The organism is Butyricimonas sp. BSD2780061689_150309_C8 (assembly GCF_015560935.1).
Lineage (GTDB): Bacteria > Bacteroidota > Bacteroidia > Bacteroidales > Marinifilaceae > Butyricimonas > Butyricimonas paravirosa.
The window spans coordinates 104,985-129,321 of the sequence record NZ_JADMSV010000008.1 but is presented as its reverse complement, the minus strand read 5'-3'; the positions used below and the strand labels follow the sequence as shown (position 1 = coordinate 129,321).

Below are 24,337 nucleotides of genomic sequence, written 5' to 3'. Positions count from 1 at the left end.
CAGGTGTAAAGCCGGTGACGGCAAAGCCGAGTGGTACTAATCACCCGAAAGTTGACGTTCGGTGGGTGAGATGATTCAGTTAACGTTCCAGGCGATTGTCAATCAAGGTGATTGACGGTTGATAGAAAGCATGAGATGAAGAAACTTTAAAGATATTGTCACGAGCGGCCGGAGGGCTTGATGAGGTGACAGGAAAACATTAAAAGGTGTCTATAGCGACGGTGATCCACCTCTTCCCATCCCGAACAGAGAAGTTAAGCCCGTTAGCGCCGATGGTACTGCCCTTGGGTGGGAGAGTAGGTCGATGCCGAATTTTCAAAATCGCTGGAATTTGTTTCAGCGATTTTTATGGCGAGGTAGCTCAGCTGGTTAGAGCGCATGATTCATAATCATGAGGTCTCCGGTTCAATCCCGGATCTCGCTACAAAGCAAAACCAAGGCTAACAGGGCCTCCAATTTCTTGGAGGCCCTGTTTTTTATTTTCGTGAACTCACATCTCTTTCATATAGCAATTTTGTTATAATTTTATTTGTATGATTATAACAAAATTGCTATATTTGTATTGTTAAATAAAAGTTCTCGGCTTTATGAAGTACAGGCAATTGTACGCGGAACTTATTGCAGCTGGCTGTTATGTTGTTCGGAATGGAGGAAATCATGATATGTGGTTTAGTCCAATAACTGGCAATACTTGGCCAATACCAAGACATGGCAGTCACGAGGTGCCTAAAGGTACTGAGAGTAAGATTCGTAAGGTGATGGGGATTTAGTCCCCACACCTTTAAAGTTGATTTTGTTTGACGAAAGGTAGCGGTTTTACCCGCTACCTGTTTAAACTAAACAAGTAGAATGAATTATGAAAGTTACTGTTATCATGGAAAAGGCTACAGACGGGTATTACTCCTGTTATGTGGAGGATGAGTTAGATGGATTCGGTCTAATGGGGCATGGTGCTACTGCGGAAGAGGCTAAAAAAGATATGTTATTAGCTTATGATGAAATAAAGGAAATGTTTAGCCAAGAGGGAAAAGATATTTCGGAATTAGAGTTTGTCTATAAATATGATATGCAGACATTTTTTAATTACTTTTCTTTCTTGAATATTTCTAAGATTGGAGAAATGGCAGGTATTAATAGTTCTTTATTAAGACAATATGCTTCTGGTGCAGCAATGGCCGGAGAAAAACAATACAATAAAATAAAGGATTGTATCAATCGTATTGCACACGAACTTTCAGCTGCAACCTTTTGAAAAACAATTCATCTAGCGATGAATTTTATTTAACAACCAAAGAGGATGTGTTCACATACATCCTCTTTCTAATTGAATATTTTATTCGGCAACAGTTACCTCGATACCGCGTTCACGCAATCCTTCGAGAGTTTTACTAGGTACATATTTATCCGTGATAATGTGATCAACGGCATCCAGATCGCATATTTTTCCGAAACCTCTGCGTCCGAATTTAGAAGAGTCAGCCAGAACGACTACTTTTTGTGCTGCTTGTATCATTACTTGATTTAAATTAGCTTCCATCATATTCGTGGTTGTTAATCCATAGTCCAGGTCTATTCCGTCAACTCCCATGAAGAGTTTACTACAAGAAAAGTTTTCCAGCATTTTTTCTGCATAATTTCCAACGACAGAGACAGAACTATTCCGTACGAAACCTCCGAGTTGTATTATATCTATGTTCTTGTTACGAGCTAGGATATTTGTAACGTTGATAGCTGCAGCGATTACCGTGAGGTGGCCTTGAGGCACGATCTCCCGGGCCAACGCATGCATTGTTGTTCCGGATGCAATGAGAATAGAGTCGTCTGCTGTAATTAGACTTGCAGCATATCTACCTATCAGTCGTTTTTCTTCGGGATAGGACTTTTCTTTCTCGTTTACATGGCGATCATTGATATAAGGGTTGATTAAAATGGCACTACCGTGTGTGCGATAGAGCATTTCCTTTTCCTCAAGTAAGGTAAGATCCTTGCGAATCGTTACAGAAGATACTTTTAATTGGTTGGCGAGATCAACAACTGAAACGGAACCTTGTTGGCGTAATGTTTCTAATATGTAGTTGTGCCTTTCACTTAGAGACAATGTTTTCATTTTGTTTCGATAATCATATTTCCACCACTGCAAATATACATCTGTTTTATTGAATATTACTTATCAAGTGTTGTAATTAATTTTAAACTGGGGAAATATATTTCTTAAAAAATAGAAACTTTTGCTCTGAGTTTCCGTAAATTAAGATCAATACCAAAGAAAGAGATGGCACTACTCGTAACGAGAAATGAGCCATGGAGACCAATAACAAAGAACGAAATTTAGGAAAACGAAGTTTCGGTTCGTAAGTATATGGTATGCTTGCGGAACGTTATTGGAATTTTATAGATTGTTGAATACATAAATAATTGTGTTATGAACCGAAAAGATATGTTGAATAAACTTCAGGAACCTGAGAAAGTATGGGATATGGTTGTGGTTGGAGGGGGAGCTACGGGTTTAGGAGTGGCGGTTGACGCCGCAACAAGAGGATATAGCGTTGTCCTCTTAGAAATGGCAGATTTTGCCAAGAGTACTTCCAGTCGGAGTACGAAACTGGTACACGGTGGTGTACGTTATCTTCAAAAAGGCGATGTCGCTTTAGTATTAGAAGCATTAAGGGAGAGAGGGCGAATGAAGGCTAATGCCCCGCATCTCGTGAAGGATCAGGCTTTTGTAATATCGAATTATACATACTGGGATAATTTCCTGTATTTCTGCGGGCTTACGCTTTATGATCTGTTGTCTTTTGGTTTCGGGTACGGGAGAAGCCGTTTTATTTCCCCCAAGAAGGTGATGGAGTATTTACCGACATCGGTGAAAAAAGGATTGAAGGGAGGTATTGTTTATCATGACGGGCAGTTTGATGATTCGCGGATGGCAATTAATTTGGCCCAGACCAGTGCGGATAATGGGGGTGTGATACTTAACAAAGCGAAGGTTTCCGGGATTGTGCATGACCAGAACGGGAAGGTTGCCGGGGTGAAGTTCGTGGATATGGAGTCCGGAAAAGAGATGCAGTTGAAGGCGAAGAGTGTGATCAATGCCTGTGGAATTCTCGTGGATGACCTGATGGCGATGGATTCTCCTGGACATAGTAAGATGGTGACACCGAGCCAAGGAGTACATCTGGTGTTAGATATGAAGTTTTTGCAGAGTGATTATGCGATCATGGTGCCGAAGACGAGTGATGGACGGGTGTTGTTTGCCGTACCTTGGCACAATAAGGTTGTTGTGGGGACGACGGATATTATGCGTCCGGTTCCGGAAATAGAGCCGAAACCGTTGAAGGAAGAAATTGATTTTATTCTGAAAACGGCTTCTTTATACATGGATCCGGCCCCGACGTATGCTGATATTGAATCCGTGTTCGCGGGGCAACGGCCGTTAGCAGCCCCGAAACACGAGGGAAAGAGTACGAAAGAACTTTCCCGCGGACACAAGATTATAGTTTCCGATAATAATTTAATCACGATCACGGGAGGTAAATGGACTTCTTATCGTTTGATGGCCGAAGATACGGTGGATAAAGCGATTGCCATGAAACTGGTGGATGCCAGACCCTGCGTGACGAAAAAATTCCATATACACGGGTACCGGAAGAACCCGAACCTGAAAGACCACATGTACGTTTATGGTAGTGATCAGGATGCGATTATGAAGTTGATCGCTGAAAATCCGGAATACGGAAAGAAACTGTCAGATAAATATGATTATACCGTAGCCGAAGTTGTTTGGGCAGTTCGGGAGGAGATGGCCAGAGAAGTAGAGGATGTTCTTGCACGGAGGGTTCGATTGTTGTTTGTTGATGCGAGAGAGGCGATTAAGGCAGCCCCGCTGGTGGCAGAAGTGATGGCGAAAGAACTTGGGAAGGATCAGGCATGGATTGATGAAGAAGTGAAGGAGTTCACTGAACTGGCAGAAAATTACATCGCGGCTAAGATCATGTTTTGATCTTAGCCCGGTGTATTTCATCCGGAAAGAGCCGCGAGTAGTAATGGAAACGTTTACGATAATCAGATTGGAATCAATATAATATTTATTAAAAATTAATATCATGTGGAGTTTTCTGAAGCCTGAGCCTCACAAACCCTTGTTGCCTAAAGAGAAAATTGACCCCACGTACAAGAAGTTACGTTTACAGGTCTTTTTAGGTATATTTATAGGGTATGCGGGGTATTATTTAGTACGTAAGAATTTTACTCTGGCAATGCCCTATTTGCAGGAGTTGGGATTTGACAAGGGAGATTTAGGGGTGGCTCTTTCGGCTAATGCTATCGCTTACGGGATATCGAAGTTTTTGATGGGAGGGGTTTCCGACCGGAGTAGTGCCCGTAAGTTTTTGCCGTTGGGACTGGTGTTATCGGCACTCGTGACGTTGTTTTTGGGAACAAGTGCAGGAGTCTCTTCAATCGTGGTCATGTTTATTACCCAGTTTTTGATCGGTTGGTTCCAGGGGATGGGCTGGCCACCTAGCGGTCGGGTGATGACGCACTGGTTTTCCTTGAAGGAGCGGGGGACCAAAATGTCGATCTGGAACGTGGCCCATAACGTGGGAGGTAGTTTGGTCGGGATCATGTTTTCCGTGGGGTTGGTGTGGTTCGGTTCCTGGCAGTCTGCCACGTTTATTTTTCCGGCTGTTGTGGCCTTGGTGGTTGCCGTGATCGCGTTTATTCTGATCCGGGATACGCCGCAATCGTGTGGTCTGCCGCCGATCGAGGAATATCGTAATGATTATCCGAAAAATTACAGCGCGAAGTCGGAGGAAGAGCTGACGGCAAAAGAGATCTTTTTCAAATATGTTTTGAATAACAAGATATTATGGTATATCGCTATCGCTAATGCTTTTATCTACTTGGTAAGATACGGGGTGCTTGACTGGGCGCCGACTTACCTGAAGGACGTGAAAGGGTACGATAGCGGGGCGGTGGGCTGGATTTATTCAGCTTACGAGATCGCGGCCATTCCCGGTACGATTATCTGCGGTATCGTGAGTGACTACGTGTTCAAGGGACGACGGGCGATCACGACGATGATTTACATGGTACTGGTGGCCTTGTTCGTGTTTATTTACTGGCAGACGGAACATAATCTGGTGATGGATAGTATATGCCTGATCGCTATCGGGTTCTTGATTTACGGGCCGGTGATGTTGATCGGGGTACACGCCTTGGATTTGGCGCCCAAAAAAGCGGCCGGAACGGCTGCCGGACTGACCGGCTTTTTCGGTTATTTCTTTGGAACGGCTTTGTTAGCAAATATCATGTTGGGGTACGTGGTGGATCACCTCGGATGGGACTGGAGTTTCATTATCCTGTTGGGAGCCTGCGCTCTGGCATTCATTTTTACGGCATTTACAGTAAGAGAAGAACAATATCTGGTAAAAGAGAGTACTAACAAACATTAAACGCTCTAAAATTCAAAATTATGATTAAAAAGTTTTTTCATGCAGTGATGGCATGCGGGTTGATAGCCTTGGTCATGTCGTGTGAAGATCAAAAATTCAACAACATAAATGTCGATGTCGACAAGGTTGAATTGGATCATTTGACTCCCGATATGATTAAAGTGCGGGATTACGTGCCGGAGTATGCTGTTGTCGCTCACCGGGGATCGACGTTCTGGACCCCTGAAGAGACGGAGGCAGCGTATCGCTGGGCGAGAGAAATCGGGGCTGACTATCTGGAATGTGATATGCAGGTTTCGAAAGATGGGGTGGTGTTGGCATTGCATGATGACAACTTGAAACGAACCACGAATATCGAGAACGTGTTCGGGGAGACTATCCCTTACGAGATTAGGAAAGCGTATTACCAGAAGATCGGCTACTCGGCCGAGGAGGCTGATGCGTTGGTGAAAGAGGATGCCAAGAATTTTGTTCCGAATCTTCCGGCTTATTATACCTACGAGGAGTTGATGATGCTGGATGCCGGAACATGGTTTAATGAAACGAGTATCGAACAGGCCCGTCCGAGCTTTGCCTCACAACATCAATACATTTCTACATTGGAGGATCTCGTGGCTTATTCCAAGGGGAAAATGCTGGAACGGGACGCGCAGGGAAAACGAGTGTTCACGATGGGACAGAAAACCGGAGAGAAGATCAAGAGTTTAAGCGGTACGGCCGACGTGATCAAGTATACGTTTGGTTACGTGGATGATCCGGAGGACACGGGAAACCGTCCGGGAATTTATATCGAGTTTAAGGAGCCGTGGCTGAATCCTACCGGGTTCGAGGAGATTGTCTACAAGGAACTGGATCGTTTGGGAATGAATATTATCACGCAACCGGAACCGGAAAGCAACCCGTTCTATGTGAATGGCAAGGTAAACACGGGGAACACGAATGGTAAGGTGATTCTGCAGACCTTCTCGTTGGAGAGCCTGGTGAGGGTAGCCGAGCATTTTGAAGGCAAGGTCCCGATGTGTTTCCTGTTGTGGAAAGGTACGGGAGCGACGGATATCACGTATGACGATCCGCTGGGTTATGCCTCGTTTATTAATCTGGGAGTGAAGTACAAGGCTCATTTTATCGGACCGTGTATTGCCGGAGCCCCGAATAATTACCCGGAACTGAACCAACCGTGGCAGGATTACTTGATTCACAAGGCTGGAATGAAGAATCATCCCTACACGTTTGACACGTATGACCAGATGGCCAAGTATTTCGGACAATATAATTTCGGTGTCGAGATTGACGGGAAATATAAAGCACCTTATCTGGATGCATTGTTTACGAACCATTCTGATATGAGTATCAACTATATGATTACTCAAGGCTGGCGAAAGAGTCCGGCTTCCGAGACATTGGTTGACGCGAAGGTGGTGTTGGAGAGATTAGGTTACTAAATAATTGTTTAAATGCAGACCAGTATGAAAAAATATATATTATTCCCTGTTGTATTAGTCGCCCTCGTGTTGTCGTCTAATATGGTGAAAGCTCAGGCCGAGGATGTTTCCAATCCTCTTTTACAATATATCAATAAGGATAAAGGAATTCGTTTCACGGCAGGCGCCCGTTTGTTTGCTGATGTGGCTTATTATCATTCGGAGTATACGCCGATGAAGTCGGGGGCAGCGCTCACGGATGCTCGCATACGGACGTCGTTGACATACGGGCCGTTGTATTTTTACGCTGATTTCGATTTTTCGAAAGGAACTTTCAAGCAAAAGAATATTTTCGTGCGATATAATTTTCACGAATCAGCGTACGGGATTCATAGTGTGAAGGCGGGCTATTTTAACGAACCGTCGAGTATGAGTCTGAACGCGAGTTTGTATAATTACCATTTTATTTCCCGTGCGGCTCCGGCCATGGCTTTATCGGCCGGGCGTGGTTTGGGGATTACCTACAAGTATTATGATGCCACTTTCTTCGCGGATCAAGGACTTTTCGCTGAGAACAAGTACAATGACCAGATTTCCGGTTTCCAAGGAGTAAGCTTGAGTGGACGCTGGTTGTACAAGCCGCTTAATAATGAGTTTATAACCTTACACGTGGGAGCCTCTTTCCGCTACGGACGGATTAACACGGGTGAGGTGGTGAATAACGTGTTCAAGACGAATGTGGAGTTGGAGTCGAATATGCAGACTTACGTGGACGGTACGACGGAATTCCTAAACGCACAGGTGCCTTGGGCGAAGAATACAATCACGGTAGGACCGGAAGTGCTGGTGGTTACCAGTAATATGTTTTTGCGGGGCGAGTATATTTACAAGAGGTTGTACAAGAAAAGAAATGACGAGGCTTTGTTCGAGAATCAGTTGGGAGGCGTTTGGAGCTGGACTACCTTGGCATCCTGGCAGGCCGGAAACCCGATACGGAGTTCCAAGTTCCAAGGGGCGTACGTGGAAATGGGATACTTGCTTTGCGGTGAAGGATACGGTTATGACGACGAGTACGGATTGTTGCGGGGAAGTAACGAGAGAGGAGATCTGGAGATTGTGGCCCGTTACAGTTACACGGATTTGAATGACATTAATAAAGGTGATTTCTTTTTAATTGGTAAGCAGGTATTTTATCCCGGGGGAGTGGTGGCAGATTACCCGGCCGTGTCAACGAGTATTGGCGGGGGACGGTTACATGCGGCCACGATTGGCGTGAACTACACGTTCAACCAGTACGTGAAGGTGATGGGCGAGTACCAGTATAGTAATTTAAAGAATGTTTATTTCCCGTTGGATAAGAATTTCCATCAGTTGCAGATGCGTTTGATGGTGTCGTTCTGATAGGAGAGAAGAACAAAGTTTATAAGGTTCATAAAGTTTATAAAGTTCATAAAGTTCATAAGGTACATGGCCCTCTGCGGGCGTATTGTTTACGGCAGCACAAGCTGCCGTTAAAACACGGTCCGAAGGACGCCCGTCACTTTATGAACTTTATAAACCTTATGAACTTTATAAACTTAGTGGACTATGTAGACTTTTTTTAGCGAGGTGGATTTGCTTTTTAATTCCTTTTCATTATTTTTGGGATTCGAAACACACAAACACTAATTTATCGCCAGATTATGAGAAAAGTCACTTTGTTATTGATGACCTTGGTTGCTATAACCAGTATGGCAACAGGTCAGGTTGACGTGAGTGCGGTCAATAAACCGATCGAGTTGTTGAACGAGGCAAACACGGATATTGAAAATGGAGATTATAAAGATGCTGTTCAAAAATTGATCGCGGCTAATCGATTGAATCCGAAATTGAGGGAGGTTTACTCGTCTTTGAATACAGCTTGTACTCACACGAACCAGATTTCTTTGCTGAAGGAGTTTCTAGTGAAAGGAAAGGGGATATTTGAGGAAGATGATGAGCTTTGTTATTATTTGGGAAATATTTACCAGAATCAACAGAATTACGCGGCAGCCATAAAGGAGTATTCTCTGGCAATCCAATACGCTAAGAAAAATGGGGAAGAGTACGAGTTGGTATATGCTTATTATTTGAACCGGGGGAATTGTTACTTGAAACAGCGTGAATTCGCGAAGGCGATACCGGATTATACTTATTCTCTCAAGCTGAACAAGGATAACGGTGCTATTTACGCGAACCGGGGAATTGCTTATTTCAGTACCGGAAAACGCAAGGAGGCGTGTGCCGATTGGAGGAAAGCTAAATCACTGGGAGTGACGAGTGTGAATGCTTACATTAATCGCTATTGTCGATAGAGAATTTAAATAAAATAAGCGAGTCAAATGAGATTTTTGGCTCGCTTAATTTTTCTAGGAATTAGAAGGTCCAGCCTAATCGAAGAACCGGTTCGATGTATGTTTTGACATTTGTTTGACGTATTTTTTCCGTCATTTTTTCATCGTATTCCGTGATGGTTGTTTCTCCTTGACTATTTAGTGTTGATTTTCCGGTATATTTTGCTTTTTGGCTGCTTTCAGTCTTGAGGCTTAAACCGAATTCTGTTCCAATGTACAAACCTTTGTACAAGTAAAAATCTAATCCCGTGAATATGGCAAATGTCGCACCGGAGGTTGCGGGATCATTTACTGCGTCAAGTAGATCTTCTTCATCCCAGTTGCCGTCAAGTGCAAGTATAGCTCCGTTTTTAATTTTGCCGTTGAATTTGTTGGAAGAGGTGTTTGATTCACTTATTCTTTCGGAGTAACCTTCTATTTTAGTTGAGGCAAAGTGTTTCTTGTACCCGATACTTCCGCCCACGTAAGCATTTAGTCTTTTTGCCAGATCGAAGTGACGTTCATAACCCAAGTCCAGGTTAAAATCCCCGGTCGTGCTTTTGAATTCATTTTTGTAGCTGGTTTTTATCTCATTTTCTTCTTGAGAATCCGAGTCTGTGAACTTGTTTTGAGTTGAATTGATTCCGAATTTCAAGCGAATAGCATCCCTGTCAGAAATGAAATAACGGAATTTGAGTCCGTCTAATTGGAACGTTTTGCCATCCTGATCGAAGGGATTGAATTGAATTTCAGTACCAAATGAACCTTTTTTAGGTTTTTGTTGTGCTGATACATTGTTAGAAACGATAAGTACGACAACCAGAATGAATAATAATTTTCTCATACTTTAAATAAAATTAGTGATTAATTTTTTCCGGGGACAAAAGTATATATAATTAAGCGAGAACTTTGGATATGACCGGTAAAAATAACGCCCAAATTATCGTATGAGTATATCGACAAGTGGCAGGAATATTCCTGCCACTTGCTATTTGAAAATATCAATCAGTGATGTGAGGTTGCTGGTAAAGAGTTTAACCGAAATGGCGAGGAGAATGATACCTAAGAATTTACGTAATATATAAACCCCGCCTTTCCCGAATACCTTTTCGACCAGCGATACATTTTTTAGTACGAAATAGACAACAATAATGTTTAGGGTTAAGGCGATAATAATATTGATGGTATGATATTCCGCCCGTAAAGCCAACAACGTCGTTAATGTTCCGGCTCCCACGATCAAGGGGAATACTAGCGGTACAATGGATGCCGTTCCTGATGGACCGTCATTTTTGAAAATAGGGATTCCGAATATCATTTCTACTGCCAGTACGAAGATCACGAGGGATCCGGCCACGGCAAACGAGGAAATGTCCACGCTGAACAAGTTGAGCAGACCATCCCCAACGAAAAGGAATGCCACGAGAAGAATATACGATGCCAGAGCGGCTTTTATGGCACTAATTTTGTGTCCTTTATTTTGAATATCATTAATGATAGGCACGGCTCCCGTGATGTCAATTACGGCAAACAGGACCATGAATGCACTTGCAAGTTCTTGTATACTAATGTCTGAAAAACTCATATCAAAAAGATTGGTTTATTCTTGATTAAAGGTTATTTTTGCCTACAAAGATACAGAAACAAGAGGTGTTATCAAAATGAATCAAAATAGAAAAGTTATGGCGTATACGAAACTAATTGTCGAGAAACAGGATAATATTTGCACGGTTAAAATTAATAACCCGGAGGCGTTGAATGCTTTGAATTCGACGATTTTGAAAGAATTGGATGCTGCCTTCTCGGCTATCGGAGAGGATGATAGTGTTGATGTTGTCATTCTGACGGGTGAAGGACGCTCGTTCGTGGCGGGAGCGGATATATCCCAGATGAGTACGTTGAATGCGGTGGAGGGGAAAACATTTGGAGAGCTGGGGGCGGCTGTTTTCCGCAAAATCGAATTGTTGAACAAGGTGGTTATTGCCGGTGTAAATGGTTTCGCGCTAGGGGGTGGATGTGAGTTAGCCATGGCTTGTGACATCCGTATCGCTTCGGTGAAAGCTAAATTCGGACAACCGGAAGTAGGTTTGGGGATCACCCCGGGATTTTCCGGTACGCAACGGTTACCGCGTATCGTGGGATTGGGTAAGGCAAAAGAGCTGATCTATACGGCAGACGTGATTGTCGCCGAGGAGGCCTATCGTATCGGGTTGGTGAACAAGGTGGTGGAACCGGAAGCGCTGATGGATGAATGTATGGCCATGGCGAAGAAGATCGCGGCAAAGGCCCCGCTGGCTGTGCGTTATGCTAAAGAGGCGATTAACCGGGGAGTGGAGACAGATATTGACACGGGTATTTCGATCGAAAGTGATTTGTTCGGGTTGTGTTTTTCAACCGAGGATCAGAAAGAAGGAATGCAGGCATTTCTAGGCAAAAGAGGAGCGGAATTCAAGAAAAGATAAAAGCTGAAAAGCTGGCGTTTGTACGATAATAGAGAATTTGATATTATATAGTTGAAGGTTTTAAATTAAGAGGAAATGAAAATTTGCGTTGTAGGTACAGGTACGATGGGTAATGGTATTGCCCAAACCTTTGCTCAAGCCGGGCATGACGTGTTGTTAAAAGGTCGTTCAGAGGCATCTTTAGGTAAAGCTCATAAGGCTATCGAGAAGAGCCTTTCCAAGTTGGTAGAAAAAGGTAAAATGGAAGCTGCCGAGAAGGATGCTATCAATGCCCGCATCAAGGACACTATGGCATACGAGGATTGTAAAGATGCAGATTTAGTGATCGAGGTGGTTGCCGAGGATATGGCAACCAAGAACGAGATATTCAAAACATTGGACGCGATCTGCAAGCCGGAAGCTATTTTGGCCACGAATACGTCTTCTCTTTCTATCACGGAAATTGCTGCCGCAACGAGTCGTCCGGAGAAAGTGATCGGTATGCACTTCTTTAACCCGGTGCCGATGATGAAATTGGTTGAGGTGATTAAAGGGCAGTTGACTTCCCAGGAGGTTCACGACAAGGTGATGGCAATCGCTGCAGAAGTGGGTAAAACCCCGGTAAGCGTGAACGAGGCTCCCGGTTTCGTGGTAAATAGAATCCTAATCCCGATGGTGAACGAGGGTATTGGAATTTACGCTGACGGTGTTGCTACCAAGGAAGAGATTGACGAGGCCATGAAATTAGGGGCTAACCACCCGATGGGACCTTTGGCTTTGGGAGACTTGATCGGTTTGGATGTGTGTCTGGCTATCATGGAAGTGCTGTATAATGAATTCGGTGATTCCAAGTATCGCCCTCACCCGTTATTACGGAAGATGGTTCGTGCCAACTTGTTGGGACGTAAGACCGGAATCGGTTTCTATGATTATCGGAAATAGGAAATAAAAAGTTTATAAAGTTCATAAAGTTTGTAAGGTTCATAAAGTTGCATTTGAGTGCAATGGATCTTATGAATTTTATGAACTTTGTTTTTGAATGGTGGTTGATTTGTCTAAACAACTATGTTTGTTCCCTTGTCTTTCAGAAAGAAACTACAGAATTCATTCAATCAATCTGTTGCGTAGTTTTGATTCGCTATGCTTCTTGGGTAAGCCAAGGAAGTCAAGGAATACTGTGTCCTTGAATATTACAGGTGCATTTGGATAAGACTCTAATAATCCTTTTGATAGATTCTTCTTATCACTAAGCAGCGTTGAAAATGTCTGATTGGTTAAGCTCCGGTCTAACTCTTTTACATTCAGACGTTCCTTGTGAGCATATAATATATAGAACAAACGTTCTTCGTTATTACGACAACGGCTAAGTATCATTGTATGATTGGTGAAAGTGGTCATTGTAAGAACTTGAGGCATTCGTGCAGTTGACAACTGCACAATCTCATTATTTTCCCCTTCATTTATGTTATCATCTTGGGTTTCTAAATGAGCGATTGTAATTGTGCAGTTGTTGACTGCACGAATTCATGTGACAGAAATTTCTCTACCGTTAAGCTAAATTGAGGCGTGGAATACTCTTCAAAATACTGAACCATATTGTAGATGTTTCTTCGGCTATATCCTCTTAAATCAGGACGGCGAGCACGAATGTATTCTGATAGTTGGCTCACCACCTTGCTTCCCCATTCTTCACTTTTCAGCTTTGCTGATACATAGCTTCCCACGTACCATGCAGTCTGTAGCAATTCCTCGTTCACCATACGAGAGGCTTTGCTTTGGTGCAATTGAATGATGCTAATCACTTCGTCAAACTGCTTTTCATGCAGAACTATAATACTTTTGTTCTCGTCCATATTGCAAATTTACGCATTATTGGTATTTTGAACAATAATCTTCGCCATTGTAATTGATGCTTTGAATTTCAGTCACAAAGGTAGTTATTATTAATGAAATGATTGCTTGCTGCGCTGAAAAGTGGAATTTCTTGTAATGTTTTATTGTCCTAGTTGTATTACTTGACGTTTTTGCGGGTGAGAATCGTCTGCTGATGAACGGGATGTAAAGTTGTTGAAATTGAATGTTAGCCCGATCCAGTAAGCATGGGTGGCTTCTTTGCTGTAATTTGCCAGACGATAGGTGTCCGTGTTTGAACGGGCTTGCCATTCGGACGTGTCGAAGACGTCGGAAACGGAGAAACTGACTTGAAGGCGATTATTAAAGAAGCCTTGTTTGATTGCCAGATCGAGATAGTAATTCTCTTCAATTTTGAATTGTGGAACCTTTGTTGGTGATTGATAAGAGAAGAGGGCCTGAAATTCGGTATGTTTTTTAGAATTTAAGTTTAATTCCAAGTTGCCCGACCAAGAGAAATCGTCAACATGAAGGTTTATTCCTTGATATTTCCCGTTGGCATGAGCGTGGACGAGGGATATGGAAGGTGTGATTGTCATCCATGAGGTGGGAGATCCGGATAGATTGATGTCCAAGCCGACCTTGTTTTCCATGCTACCATTCGTGTAAGACAGGGTTAACGTGTTGTCTTCCGAAAATAACGTGACGGGGGTGATAAACCTTTCGGTGGAATTGAAATAAAAATTCCCGTTCAGCTGGATCTTTTCCCCGTGTAGAAGATAATTGATTTCGGCCCGGTTCGTGATTTCGGGGCGTAATAGCGGGTTACCTTGCTCGAATGTTTGGTGGTCGATCGGATTTGTAAATGGGGTTAGTTGGGTGTAATCCGGGTGTGTGGCCTTTCTAGTAAAATGAAAGGCCAGTTCTTGCTGATCAGAAGGAGTGTATTGGAGTGTTAGGTGCGGGTAAAAGTAGAATCGATCAAAATTATGTTTGGCCGTGTTTTCCATGAGCTTGGTGCGGGTAATATCGTAATCGGCGTGTAGCCCTATTTTATAGAGCCAAAACTCTCCTTGTTGTCGGGAGTAGGAGAGATGTGCCGTGTAGATGTATTCATGGTGGTTGAGGCCGTCGTTAAGGGGCAAATTTGATAACCAATTGTCGAGGGTTTCTTCCGTGCCGTGAAGATTGTATCGGGTTTTGTTCCATCTGGAAAAAAATTGAATTCCGGTTTCGAGTTGCCCTTGGTTTTCGAATGTATATAGATAATCCATTTGCAGGCGGACGAATTCCGGTTTCTCGTTTCCGGTGGTGGTATAGGTGAGGAGATCATCGATTTGATACGTGCTTGGGCGGGCATCTTTCGTGTGGGAGAAGATCCCGTTTAGCGATAGTTCGTGTTTGTTTGTTTCGTAGATGTGTTTGTAGAATAAGGAACCTTCAATTGTTTTCCGGCTGAATGCTATTCGATGGTGTAGGTCATATTCTTTTGTTTGCGTGCGATTATTTATATCCCGGTTTGTCGTGATCTTGGGGAATTGTAGTTTGAGATTCCATAGGAAAAGATTGCGAGAAGAGGGTCGCATATCCAATTGGAGGGCTATGGAATGGCTTAAATGGTGTTGTTCTGTCTCTAATAGTTGAGATGTTTCTGCCGAAAAAGAGCGAAATAACTCACTGCTGATTTCGATGCGATCCGAATGTCCGGAATAATCTAGGAATAGATCCCAATTCTTTTGTGTATATCCCAAGTTTACGTTTCCCGTGAAATTGTTCGTGAAATCATAGTTGAGGGAAACAGAACCGCTCCATGGGCTCTTGGTCTTTTTCTCGTTTTCTTGAGCGTAAATGTCCGTATTCGTGCAAAAGGTAAGAAGGCTGAAGAGGAGTTGTGTGATGTGCTTTTTCATATATCTACATTGTTGTTTTGTATGTTTGACAAGGGATATATGTGAAAACTTGTGTTTGTTAGAGATGTTTTAAGATTTTTTGTAATTTGTGGTTTCTGGAGAGAAACCCAAGAGAAGTGATGGAGATACTAAGGTGATAATCCCACTTTTTCGATGATGTCTCGACGCTTGGTCAGTGCTTATTTATCCGGTGATGTATGAGCTACGTGTAAGCTTCGAATAAGCTCTGAATAAGGGGGATTATTTGGGTTAGATTACTTCTTTATTTGGGTTGGTTTAGGGTAGGAATGGGGGTGATGTGTAGTTAAATATAATTTGAATTTGTTTTTATAGGAATGGTGGCAGTGGAGCTTGATTTAAGGGTGATTTATATATCTTAAAATGATCGTTTAATGCGCTGCAAATATACTAAATTTTCATATAGCGCAAATGGAAGTGAAATATTTTTTTTCGATTTAACAATCAGTTGGTTAACGTGTCTGTTAGAAATTACAAAAATCAATCAGGTATTAATAGCATTAAACGATCGTTTTTTTATAGGAAATGATGTTTATGCGGACAGCTTCTATGCGTTATTGCTGTTTAAGTATAGCGTACAGAACACATGGCAATAAATCAGGACTCGTAGTAGGGTTAGTGCGCGAAGCGCATCCGGTCGGGTCGTAATCTTCGAAATTGCCGGTATAAACACGAGCTTTTGTTAAAAAACAATCAATGATAACGACTGATAAATTAAACTGGTATGCCGCCTATACCCGTGTAAATCAAGAATTGGTCATTAAAAAGAAATTAGACGAATTAGGAGTAGAAAATTACCTGCCGCAGGAAGAGCGGGTACGTGAAACTCCACTTGGTCGAAAAAAGATCCGGGTTATTCTGATTCACGGGATGATCTTTATCCGGACAGATAAAGCGACTAGTTTTTCTTTACTAAACGATCACATGCTGAATGTCGTTTATTTGAAAGATCGTGAAGGACGTCATTCACTGATCATCCCGGATAAACAAATGGAAGATTTCATGTTCTTGTTGGACTTTTCTACTGATGGCGTGGAAGTGCTTAATAAGGACTTGAAAAGAGGTGATCGTGTACGAGTGATCAAAGGGCCTTTGCTGGGCTTGGAAGGAGAACTGGTACGCTTGAAAGGACACAAGCGAGTCGTCATTCGTTTGGATGGTGTGGCATCTATTGCCACGTCTTATATACCAAGTTCGTTTCTGGAAAAAATAGAGTAATAGGAATCAATGGAAAAGAATTTATTTCGAGAAGTGTACAAGCAGGTGTGTGGATTGGCATTGAAAGATTGTCCCCCCTCGTCCCTGTCGGGACTTTTGCATGGTTACTTGTCGGTTTATTCAATGGTACGTGTGTATCCATGGTTAGAAGATGAGTATGGTAGTATTTGGGATATTCATGATCGAATACGAGAGATTGCTAGAGTTCTTCAGGAATTGTTGAAGGATAAAGATATTCCCGTAGATACTCGTGCGGGGTATGCTGTAGACTTGATGGATGCTTACCTATTGTATTCGGATGTAAAATTCTTGGATGCTGCTTTAGATGCTGCTTATGAGATTCTTATTCCTAAAGGGAGTGATAAGATTGTGCTGCCTTGTCGTACACCAAATATTTGTCGGTTGCTCTGTAATTGCTATTATTTTACAGGGGAAGAAGAATGTGGATTGCTAGCTAAAAATCTAGTAACGGAAGCTTTAAGGGCAAGCCGGAAATTTAGTTGTGAGGAGTTGTGTGATTGGTGGAGTGGCATCTGCTTTTACGAGGATGTTGTTGGTGTTGTTGAATTGTCCAAAGAAGGGCAGATGCGGTTGAATGAGGAACAGGTTTGTTTATCTGATAGCGTAAAACAGAAGGAGAATGTGAGGCTTGAGTCCTTCCAAAGGATAGGGCAGAATGTGGATAGTGGTTTGATAGCGGAAGTTTTTTATGTTTTAGCGAAACGGGAGTTTGAGAAATGGAATAAAACGTGTAGGTAGATTGGTAAGGAGTGTGTGCACGTGGTGATAATACTTATGATCATTTAAGTTATAGATTATGAAGATAGCGATAGTGGGAACTGGGTACGTGGGCCTAGTATCTGGGACATGTTTTTCGGAAATGGGCATTGATGTGACTTGTGTTGACGTGAATCAAGAGAAGATAGAACAGTTACAACAGGGGATAATCCCGATTTACGAGCCGGGCTTAGAAGATATGGTGCACAAGAATGTGAAGGCGGGAAGGTTACGTTTCACGACAAATTTGGTGGAGATTTTGGATGAGGTAGAGGTCGTATTTAGCGCTGTGGGGACGCCCCCAGATGAAGATGGTTCGGCAGACTTGAGGTACGTGTTGGAGGTGGCTCGAACTGTGGGACGTAACATGAATAAATATCTGGTGGTGGTGACGAAGAGCACCGTGCCCGTGGGGACAGCAATAAAAGTGAAGCAGGCGATTCGGGAGGAACTGGATAGGCGTGGTGCAACGCTTGATTTTGATGTGGCTTCTAATCCGGAGTTCTTGAAGGAAGGGGCGGCAGTGGAAGATTTCATGCGTCCGGACCGTGTTGTTGTCGGGGTGGAATGTGATCGGGCCAAAGAGATGATGGCCCGTCTCTATCGTCCTTTCATGTTGACCAATGACCGGATGATTTTTACCGATATTCCTTCTGCCGAGATGATCAAGTATGCCGCCAACTCGATGTTGGCAACACGTATCTCTTTTATGAACGATGTGGCTAACTTGTGTGAGCTGGTAGGGGCTGACATCAATATGGTACGCAAGGGAATTGGGGCAGATACCCGTATCGGGCAGAAATTCTTGTATGCCGGTTGTGGGTACGGGGGAAGCTGTTTCCCGAAGGATGTGAAGGCTTTGATTAAAACTGCAGAGCAGAACGGTTACGAGATGCAGGTGTTGAAGGCAGTGGAAAGCGTGAACGAGCGACAAAAGTCAGTGCTATTCCGTAAGTTTGTGAATCATTTTGACGGAGACGTGAAAGGGAAAACTGTGGCATTGTGGGGCTTGGCATTTAAACCGGAAACGGATGATATGCGGGAGGCTCCGGCGTTAGTCTTGATTGATTTGTTAACTCGGGAAGGTACAACCGTGAGAGTGTATGACCCGATTGCTATGGAAGAGTGCAAAAGACGAGTCGGTGATAAAGTGATTTATTGTAAGGATATGTATGACGCTATTGTGGATGCAGATGCCTTGCTGCTTATTACGGAGTGGAAAGAGTTTCGAGTACCTAGTTGGAGTGTATTAAAGAAAGCTATGCGAGGTTGTGTGTTGATCGACGGGCGAAATATTTATGATGGAAAAGAGTTGAAGAAAAATGGTTTCGATTATTACAAGATCGGATGATCGTGATATAAAATATGGTAATTATATACTACTTTACAGTCCATTAAGGTAATGTTTGTTTTCATACTCAAACTCCTCCGTCACTTCGTGTCACCTCTTCTATGAACAGAGGAGGAGTTGGTGACTTTACCCGAAAACAGGGAGTATTTCAACTCTCCCTCTGTTTATAGAGGGAGTACGGCGAAGCTGGGAGTGAGTTGGTTTACTGTAAATTCATATATAAGTTCCTAAAATATATTTATATATTGAGGAGAAAGATTAATAGCGAGCATCATGAGAATCAAGGGAGATGTATTCTGGCAATAAAGGTACAAATAAAGAAATGGCTAGGGTAAAGGTTGTCCTTACTGACGGTGGATATAGAGGTGAGTTAATTAAAAACATAAAAAAAGAGTTTCGAATATCAGAGTAATTCGGGATAAACAATATATATGATAGTAATTGTAATTATCATTTTTATCTGTTTAATGGTATTGGTAAAGGGAAAAATTCACGATAGTATATCGTCTTTATTTGCATGGGTATTCCTTTTGTATTGGGGCGTATCGTTAGTAATATCGTCTTTCAATCCTTATAACTTGTATGAAGTTTCAAATTATGCAATCTTTTTATTGCTATTGAATGTAATTTCTTTTATTACTGGATTTTTGGTAGTCAAAAAGAAGGTAAGTGCTGAAATCTCTAAAATAGATATTCAAAATATAGTAAGTAGTAAATTATTTAAAATAGTACTATTAATTGGAATTTCATTGGTTTTTTCCTTATTTTTTGCAAAACAGCGCATAATGCAATATTATGATTATGAGACGGCTTTGTTTAGAGCTGATTTCTTTGAAATTTTATTTGAAGGAAATGCATTGTTGTTATACGGATATTATATGTTTCTATTTCCACTCTATTATTTTTTGATTTCTGTAGTTTGTTATTGCTTATTTTTCTATAGAAAGTGGTGGATTATTATTGGTTCTTTGCTTTATTTATTACCTTTTATGTCGTTGAATGAAGGGCGTATGCATTATATGGGATTTGCGTTAATATTGTTATTTGATTTTTTCTTATATAGGTCCAATCGGTCAAAAGTATTTCGAACTCCAAGAAAAGTAAAATATTTTAGTGTATTAGGTTTTGTCGCTCTTTATTTATTTATGGCTCATGCCACTGCAAACAGATTAGATAAGGATAGTTTATTAGATGGAGTAAGTGAGCTCAACAAATCATTCATAATATATAGTATAAGTCCATTTCGAGCATTTGATTATGCTATCAACAATAACTATGTTGAACTTGCTGGTGGATATCAATATGGGTTAGCCAGTATTTGTGGTTTTGATTATGTAATTTCAACTCTTCTAAAAAAAATAGGTATTGAGTATACTTCTTCGCGTACAATCACGAATAGTTATCTTCAAAATAATTCAGTGGTGGTTGGACCTGATCAAGAGATTAATTATGCGTTCACCAATGCAATTTACCATTACTATGATTTTGGCGCTTTAGGAATTGTTATAATGCCTTTTATATTTGGATGTATTTGTCGTTCAACTATTATGAGATTTAGCCATGAAGGGACATTTTATTTGCATGCAGCTTGTACATTTTTGTTTTTTATAATGTCTCATATGGTATTCAGTTGGTACTTTAACAAACTGTTCACAATACCATATTTGTTGTTTCTCTTTTATAAATGCCGTAATATAAATAGAAAGTTATTAGTTAGATGATGATTGAACGAGTAAAAGGAATAATCAAAGCAAACAAAACTATAGCTGAAAACTTTATATATATAACTTTGCTTCAGGTATTTTTATTGGTGGCTCCATTGATTACTTATCCTTATTTAGTAAAGGTATTAGGCAGAGAAGTATATGGAATGGTTATAACAGCTCAGGTTCTAGTTAGTTATTTTTCTATTGTGATAGATTTCGGTTCCAATAGTATTGCCGCACGATATATTGCATTGCGACAAGGCAACAAAGATTTGCTTTCAGATACATTATCTTGCATACTTTCAGCACGATTTTATATTTGGTGTATAGGTTTTGTTGTGTACTTATTAATTGTTAATCTCATTCCATCGTTTAAAGAACATTTTCTTATGTTTTTATTGATGTTTGGTATGACACTTAATGATCTGCTATTTCCTCAGTTTTTCTTTCAAGGAATTGAACAAATGAAACATATAACAATAATTAATTTACTGATAAAAGTAATTTTTATTTTATTGATATTTGTTTTTGTAAATGAAGTGTCTGATTATGTTTTAGTTCCTTTATTTTATTCTACTGGTTATTGTTTTGGTGGATTATTTGCACTGAATATAATTCATAAGCGATTTGGAGTGCGGTTGGCTTTAAAACCGATAAATAATGTTATTTGTTATATCAAAGATTGTGCGCCCTTGTTGGCAAAGGATTTAATCGCCACGGTTAAAGATAAATTTAATTTTTTTTTAATCGGTAAATTTGTTGGAATGGGGGATGTTGTCGTTTATGACCTGTGCGTAAAGTTTGTGAGTGTATTTTCCAAACCAGTGGGTATATTAGGGACGGTACTTCTTCCGCGTTTTTCGAAGTATCCTAATAGTAAACGACAAATGATGATTGTTTATTTATCATTTGCAGTTTCCTTGCTATTGGTAATAACAGCTAATTTGTTTTTGGATAAAATTGTATTTGTATTTCTGCATGAACATATAGATTTAATGCCTATCCGGTTAATATTATTAGCACCGCTTATGCTAGCAATTAGTCAATGCATAGGTTATGTATATATTTTAGCTAATGGAATGAATAAATATATGCTATATAGTATAATTATTGCAACATTCACTTATTGTATATGTATGAGTATTACAATCATTGCAGACAAAGCAAATAGTATTATACCATTTGTACTAATTGTGTTATTATCGTATTTTACAGAGACTTTATATCGAGTTTATATTTTTCTGAAAAAAAAGAAATAATCTTGCTTACTATGCTTGTGACTTACATCAGAATTGTCAATATCGTTGTGTTTTGTTCAATTAATGAGTTCGCAGACAAATATTTAATCGGATGAGACATAAATTAGTCATATATACAGCAATTATTGGTGGTAATTATGATTTTCTGCATCAACCTATGATAGTAGAAGATAATGTGGATTACATTTGTTTCGTAAAGAAAGGTAGTCGTTTCCCATCCCGAAATGGAGTATGGGAGATACGTGAAGTTGATTACGAGAATAAGGACAACACTAGAATTGCTAGATATATAAAAATGCATCCACATATACTTTTCCCTGATAATGAATATAGTTTGTGGATAGATGGTAACATACAGATTGCTACATCTGATTTGTATTCTATTGTTGATGAAAAAATTGATGAGGGAGTTTTGCTTTCAAGTATGTTTCATCCTCATTTGGATTGTTGTTATGATGATGCTTATGTATGTATGGCATCACATAAGGACAAAATATATCGCATAGTACTGCAGTTGCTGTATCTTAAATTTCATGGTTTCCCTAAAAATTATGGGTTGTATGAAACAAATGTGTTTTATCGTAAACATAGTTCTGAAAAAGTCATTCAGTTTAACAATTTATGGTGGCACCTGTTGTCAAATCTTTCAAGAAGAGATCAATTAGGATGTACTTACTCTATGTGGAAAATAGGAATTCCTATGAATTATCTTTTACCCAAAGGACTGCATGCAAGAAATAGTAAAATCGTAAACTATTATCCACACAAGGATAAGGCTCAGGTGCGAGTTAAGCAAGGAAAACTAAGAAATACATTATATTCTTGGATTAAACAAATTGTCGGATACAGAAAGAATAAAGAATGAAAGTATCAATAGCAATGGCGGTTTATAATGGCGAGCGATTTATACGTGAGCAGATTGATAGTATTTTATACCAATTACGGGTTGACGATGAATTGGTTATATCGGTTGATAAATGTACAGATAAAACGATGGAAATTCTTACAGCCATTAAAGACAAAGATGAGAGACTGAAAATTTATAGCAATCCCTATAGTTCCGGAGTTGTAAAGAACTTTCAGAATGCGGTAGAACATTGTAGGGGTGACATTATCTTCTATTCCGATCAAGATGATGTATGGATGACGGACAAAGTGGAAACGGTAAGGCGGGAATTCACTGATATGAGGGTAGCAGCCGTGATACATGACGCAAAATTGACAGACGCACGACTGAACGTGACCGCAGAATCGACTTTTAAGTTGAGAGGTGGTGTACGTACTTCTTTTTGGGGCAATTTCGTTCGTTTGAGTTTTATTGGGTGTTGTATGGCTTTTCGAGCGGCATATAAAGATGTGGTGATACCAATGCCGACAATATATCGCTCGCACGATTGGTGGACAGGGTGCTTGCTAGCTTGTGGAAAAACTCGTGTAAAGGCTATTGGTCGTCCGCTGATATTGCATCGTAACCATGAGAACAATGCCACGCCTAAACATCGTCCATCGCTTTCATACCAGTTACAGGTGAGATGGATTATTTTTAAAAATGTGGTATTGCGATATTGTAAGAAAAAAAGAATCGATAAATCGTTAAATGTATAGGGATCTATGGCAGGAGTGATTTCAACACTTTATGAAAGTATAGCACTGCTCTCTCCACGGATAGAGGTTAAACTAAGGCAATTCTACTGGAAAAATAGTTTAAAATTGACAAGGTTTAATCCGAATAAGGTAGAAAATCGTGTACTAGCAAAAGAAGAAAATCCAGAAGTAGATTTTGATGAAATACTTAATCAATTGAAAGTGTGGGGAGTAAAAGAAGGAACATTACTGATAGTTCATTCATCGTATGATAGTTTGAAGTGTACAGGATTATCTCCTTTAGAGATAATTGGTAAATTACGAAAACTAATAGGGACAAACGGCACATTAGCAATGCCAGTGATTCGTAGTTATAGGGAAGAACCAGAACCTTACATGAAAATGAGGAAAGATTATAGACCACCAAAATCGATTTACAACGTGAGGCGTACGCCTGTTTGTACGGGTTTGTTACCTACATTGCTAATGCGTATCCCCGGAGCAGAAATTAGCTTGCACCCTTTAAATCCGATTTGTGCGGTGGGACCATTAGCAAAGGAAATGATGAAGAGGAACATCTGTGGAGAGAATCCTTCCCCGCATGGCCGTCAGTCTGCTTGGAAGTTCTGTTTGGATCATAACGCTATCATCATTGGACTCGGAACGGATCTACGACACCATAATACGATGGGGCATGTGGCAGAAGAGGCTTTTGATGATTGGTACTGGACGGATGATGATTGGTATAATTTGAGAGAATTTACAATAGAAAAGTCAAAAGAAGAAAATATAGAAATTACAGTGAGAGAACGAAAACCATTATGGGGGATGCTCTATCTGGCTGAAATTAATCGATATCATGATTTTTTGAAAGGTGGTATTGTAAAATCAAAGATGTTTGGTAACATATTATTAGAGTTTGAATACTCTCAAAGTCTTATATCATATTTACGAAAGAAAAACAAAAATGGTTATCCATATTTTAAATAAACAAAAA

At 40.7% G+C, this 24,337-nt stretch carries 22 protein-coding genes, 1 tRNA gene and 1 rRNA gene; 19 read left to right on the top strand and 5 right to left on the bottom strand.

From position 1 onward, the window contains the following. The first annotated feature begins 202 nt into the window (after positions 1-202). The 4 genes from rrf to I2I33_RS09085 all read left to right on the top strand — a co-directional run bounded on the left by rrf (position 203) and on the right by I2I33_RS09085 (position 1,252). Positions 203-313: ribosomal RNA gene (gene rrf, locus I2I33_RS09100) — 5S ribosomal RNA — on the top strand. A 37-nt stretch (positions 314-350) separates the two neighbouring features. Then, positions 351-424: transfer RNA gene (locus I2I33_RS09095), tRNA-Met, on the top strand. Positions 425-587: 163 nt separating this feature from the next. Then, positions 588-770 carry a type II toxin-antitoxin system HicA family toxin gene (locus I2I33_RS09090; protein WP_087420677.1) on the top strand — a complete coding sequence of 61 codons (183 nt, stop codon included), beginning with the start codon at positions 588-590 and terminating at the stop codon, positions 768-770. A gap of 86 nt (positions 771-856) precedes the next feature. Then, entirely contained in the window at positions 857-1,252 is a 396-nt protein-coding gene (locus tag I2I33_RS09085) for a type II toxin-antitoxin system HicB family antitoxin (protein ID WP_087420678.1), read from the top strand. A gap of 81 nt (positions 1,253-1,333) precedes the next feature. Here the strand turns inward: I2I33_RS09085 and I2I33_RS09080 are convergent, their stop codons facing one another. After that, complete coding sequence (locus I2I33_RS09080) at positions 1,334-2,107, bottom strand: DeoR/GlpR family DNA-binding transcription regulator (protein ID WP_027201863.1); 774 nt, start codon at positions 2,105-2,107, stop codon at positions 1,334-1,336. Between the two features lie 315 nt (positions 2,108-2,422). Here I2I33_RS09080 and I2I33_RS09075 point away from each other — a divergent pair, with 315 nt between their 5' ends. The 5 genes from I2I33_RS09075 to I2I33_RS09055 all read left to right on the top strand — a co-directional run bounded on the left by I2I33_RS09075 (position 2,423) and on the right by I2I33_RS09055 (position 9,207). Beyond that, positions 2,423-4,000, top strand: coding sequence for a glycerol-3-phosphate dehydrogenase/oxidase (locus tag I2I33_RS09075; protein WP_087420679.1), 1,578 nt, complete (start codon positions 2,423-2,425; stop codon positions 3,998-4,000). 103 nt (positions 4,001-4,103) lie between these two features. After that, complete coding sequence (gene glpT, locus I2I33_RS09070; RefSeq protein ID WP_087420680.1) at positions 4,104-5,453, top strand: glycerol-3-phosphate transporter; 1,350 nt, start codon at positions 4,104-4,106, stop codon at positions 5,451-5,453. 20 nt (positions 5,454-5,473) lie between these two features. Then, complete coding sequence (locus I2I33_RS09065; RefSeq protein ID WP_087420681.1) at positions 5,474-6,895, top strand: glycerophosphodiester phosphodiesterase family protein; 1,422 nt, start codon at positions 5,474-5,476, stop codon at positions 6,893-6,895. Positions 6,896-6,919: 24 nt separating this feature from the next. Continuing rightward, positions 6,920-8,275: a porin gene (locus I2I33_RS09060; protein ID WP_087421275.1), complete on the top strand. Its 1,356-nt coding sequence runs from the start codon at positions 6,920-6,922 to the stop codon at positions 8,273-8,275. A gap of 281 nt (positions 8,276-8,556) precedes the next feature. Beyond that, positions 8,557-9,207, top strand: a complete 651-nt coding sequence (locus I2I33_RS09055) for a tetratricopeptide repeat protein (protein ID WP_087420682.1) — start codon at positions 8,557-8,559, stop codon at positions 9,205-9,207. A gap of 61 nt (positions 9,208-9,268) precedes the next feature. On the opposite strand, the gene I2I33_RS09050 is transcribed toward I2I33_RS09055, so the two are convergent. Next, complete coding sequence (locus I2I33_RS09050; RefSeq protein ID WP_087420683.1) at positions 9,269-10,069, bottom strand: hypothetical protein; 801 nt, start codon at positions 10,067-10,069, stop codon at positions 9,269-9,271. 144 nt (positions 10,070-10,213) lie between these two features. Continuing rightward, positions 10,214-10,810 carry a MarC family protein gene (locus I2I33_RS09045; RefSeq protein WP_087420684.1) on the bottom strand — a complete coding sequence of 199 codons (597 nt, stop codon included), beginning with the start codon at positions 10,808-10,810 and terminating at the stop codon, positions 10,214-10,216. A gap of 97 nt (positions 10,811-10,907) precedes the next feature. Here I2I33_RS09045 and I2I33_RS09040 point away from each other — a divergent pair, with 97 nt between their 5' ends. Together I2I33_RS09040 and I2I33_RS09035 are read left to right on the top strand one after the other, a co-directional pair. Continuing rightward, positions 10,908-11,687: a short-chain-enoyl-CoA hydratase gene (locus tag I2I33_RS09040; protein WP_087420685.1), complete on the top strand. Its 780-nt coding sequence runs from the start codon at positions 10,908-10,910 to the stop codon at positions 11,685-11,687. Positions 11,688-11,762: 75 nt separating this feature from the next. Next, positions 11,763-12,608 carry a 3-hydroxybutyryl-CoA dehydrogenase gene (locus I2I33_RS09035; RefSeq protein ID WP_027201871.1) on the top strand — a complete coding sequence of 282 codons (846 nt, stop codon included), beginning with the start codon at positions 11,763-11,765 and terminating at the stop codon, positions 12,606-12,608. 539 nt (positions 12,609-13,147) lie between these two features. Here I2I33_RS09035 and I2I33_RS20270 read toward each other — a convergent pair. Both I2I33_RS20270 and I2I33_RS09025 read right to left on the bottom strand, forming a co-directional pair. Continuing rightward, the gene (locus tag I2I33_RS20270) at positions 13,148-13,519 is read right to left on the bottom strand and encodes a DUF1016 N-terminal domain-containing protein (protein WP_229128246.1); all 372 of its coding nucleotides are present in this window, start codon (positions 13,517-13,519) and stop codon (positions 13,148-13,150) included. A 141-nt stretch (positions 13,520-13,660) separates the two neighbouring features. Further along, positions 13,661-15,427 carry an outer membrane beta-barrel family protein gene (locus tag I2I33_RS09025; RefSeq protein WP_087420686.1) on the bottom strand — a complete coding sequence of 589 codons (1,767 nt, stop codon included), beginning with the start codon at positions 15,425-15,427 and terminating at the stop codon, positions 13,661-13,663. A 714-nt stretch (positions 15,428-16,141) separates the two neighbouring features. On the opposite strand from I2I33_RS09025, the gene I2I33_RS09020 reads away from it, so the two are divergent. The 8 genes from I2I33_RS09020 to I2I33_RS08985 all read left to right on the top strand — a co-directional run bounded on the left by I2I33_RS09020 (position 16,142) and on the right by I2I33_RS08985 (position 24,330). Further along, positions 16,142-16,663, top strand: a complete 522-nt coding sequence (locus I2I33_RS09020; protein ID WP_087420688.1) for a UpxY family transcription antiterminator — start codon at positions 16,142-16,144, stop codon at positions 16,661-16,663. Positions 16,664-16,672: 9 nt separating this feature from the next. Beyond that, entirely contained in the window at positions 16,673-17,422 is a 750-nt protein-coding gene (locus tag I2I33_RS09015) for a hypothetical protein (RefSeq protein WP_087420689.1), read from the top strand. Between the two features lie 58 nt (positions 17,423-17,480). Next, entirely contained in the window at positions 17,481-18,791 is a 1,311-nt protein-coding gene (locus I2I33_RS09010) for a UDP-glucose dehydrogenase family protein (protein WP_087420690.1), read from the top strand. A gap of 431 nt (positions 18,792-19,222) precedes the next feature. After that, positions 19,223-20,512, top strand: a complete 1,290-nt coding sequence (locus I2I33_RS09005) for an O-antigen polymerase (protein ID WP_087420691.1) — start codon at positions 19,223-19,225, stop codon at positions 20,510-20,512. Continuing rightward, positions 20,509-21,756 carry an oligosaccharide flippase family protein gene (locus tag I2I33_RS09000; RefSeq protein WP_087420692.1) on the top strand — a complete coding sequence of 416 codons (1,248 nt, stop codon included), beginning with the start codon at positions 20,509-20,511 and terminating at the stop codon, positions 21,754-21,756. The genes I2I33_RS09005 and I2I33_RS09000 overlap by 4 nt, the downstream gene beginning before the upstream one ends. A gap of 91 nt (positions 21,757-21,847) precedes the next feature. Then, the gene (locus tag I2I33_RS08995; RefSeq protein ID WP_087420693.1) at positions 21,848-22,621 is read left to right on the top strand and encodes a glycosyltransferase domain-containing protein; all 774 of its coding nucleotides are present in this window, start codon (positions 21,848-21,850) and stop codon (positions 22,619-22,621) included. Next, entirely contained in the window at positions 22,618-23,361 is a 744-nt protein-coding gene (locus tag I2I33_RS08990; protein ID WP_087420694.1) for a glycosyltransferase, read from the top strand. The genes I2I33_RS08995 and I2I33_RS08990 overlap by 4 nt, the downstream gene beginning before the upstream one ends. Before the next feature lie 6 nt (positions 23,362-23,367). Continuing rightward, positions 23,368-24,330, top strand: a complete 963-nt coding sequence (locus I2I33_RS08985; protein WP_087420695.1) for an AAC(3) family N-acetyltransferase — start codon at positions 23,368-23,370, stop codon at positions 24,328-24,330. The last annotated feature ends 7 nt before the right edge of the window (positions 24,331-24,337 follow it).

Excerpts from the sequence above, each read along its gene's own strand:
- I2I33_RS09025 (WP_087420686.1), bottom strand. The coding sequence starts at position 15,427 with ATGAAAAAGCACATCACACAACTCCTCTTCAGCCTTCTTACCTTTTGC.
- I2I33_RS08990 (WP_087420694.1), top strand. The coding sequence starts at position 22,618 with ATGAAAGTATCAATAGCAATGGCGGTTTATAATGGCGAGCGATTTATA.
- I2I33_RS09090 (WP_087420677.1), top strand. The coding sequence starts at position 588 with ATGAAGTACAGGCAATTGTACGCGGAACTTATTGCAGCTGGCTGTTAT.
- I2I33_RS09005 (WP_087420691.1), top strand. The coding sequence starts at position 19,223 with ATGATAGTAATTGTAATTATCATTTTTATCTGTTTAATGGTATTGGTA.
- I2I33_RS09010 (WP_087420690.1), top strand. The coding sequence starts at position 17,481 with ATGAAGATAGCGATAGTGGGAACTGGGTACGTGGGCCTAGTATCTGGG.
- I2I33_RS09075 (WP_087420679.1), top strand. The coding sequence starts at position 2,423 with ATGAACCGAAAAGATATGTTGAATAAACTTCAGGAACCTGAGAAAGTA.
- I2I33_RS09040 (WP_087420685.1), top strand. The coding sequence starts at position 10,908 with ATGGCGTATACGAAACTAATTGTCGAGAAACAGGATAATATTTGCACG.
- I2I33_RS08985 (WP_087420695.1), top strand. The coding sequence starts at position 23,368 with ATGGCAGGAGTGATTTCAACACTTTATGAAAGTATAGCACTGCTCTCT.
- I2I33_RS09065 (WP_087420681.1), top strand. The coding sequence starts at position 5,474 with ATGATTAAAAAGTTTTTTCATGCAGTGATGGCATGCGGGTTGATAGCC.
- I2I33_RS09035 (WP_027201871.1), top strand. The coding sequence starts at position 11,763 with ATGAAAATTTGCGTTGTAGGTACAGGTACGATGGGTAATGGTATTGCC.
- I2I33_RS09055 (WP_087420682.1), top strand. The coding sequence starts at position 8,557 with ATGAGAAAAGTCACTTTGTTATTGATGACCTTGGTTGCTATAACCAGT.
- I2I33_RS09020 (WP_087420688.1), top strand. The coding sequence starts at position 16,142 with ATGATAACGACTGATAAATTAAACTGGTATGCCGCCTATACCCGTGTA.
- I2I33_RS09060 (WP_087421275.1), top strand. The coding sequence starts at position 6,920 with ATGAAAAAATATATATTATTCCCTGTTGTATTAGTCGCCCTCGTGTTG.
- I2I33_RS09085 (WP_087420678.1), top strand. The coding sequence starts at position 857 with ATGAAAGTTACTGTTATCATGGAAAAGGCTACAGACGGGTATTACTCC.
- I2I33_RS09015 (WP_087420689.1), top strand. The coding sequence starts at position 16,673 with ATGGAAAAGAATTTATTTCGAGAAGTGTACAAGCAGGTGTGTGGATTG.
- glpT (WP_087420680.1), top strand. The coding sequence starts at position 4,104 with ATGTGGAGTTTTCTGAAGCCTGAGCCTCACAAACCCTTGTTGCCTAAA.
- I2I33_RS09045 (WP_087420684.1), bottom strand. The coding sequence starts at position 10,810 with ATGAGTTTTTCAGACATTAGTATACAAGAACTTGCAAGTGCATTCATG.
- I2I33_RS08995 (WP_087420693.1), top strand. The coding sequence starts at position 21,848 with ATGAGACATAAATTAGTCATATATACAGCAATTATTGGTGGTAATTAT.
- I2I33_RS09080 (WP_027201863.1), bottom strand. The coding sequence starts at position 2,107 with ATGAAAACATTGTCTCTAAGTGAAAGGCACAACTACATATTAGAAACA.
- I2I33_RS20270 (WP_229128246.1), bottom strand. The coding sequence starts at position 13,519 with ATGGACGAGAACAAAAGTATTATAGTTCTGCATGAAAAGCAGTTTGAC.
- I2I33_RS09050 (WP_087420683.1), bottom strand. The coding sequence starts at position 10,069 with ATGAGAAAATTATTATTCATTCTGGTTGTCGTACTTATCGTTTCTAAC.
- I2I33_RS09000 (WP_087420692.1), top strand. The coding sequence starts at position 20,509 with ATGATGATTGAACGAGTAAAAGGAATAATCAAAGCAAACAAAACTATA.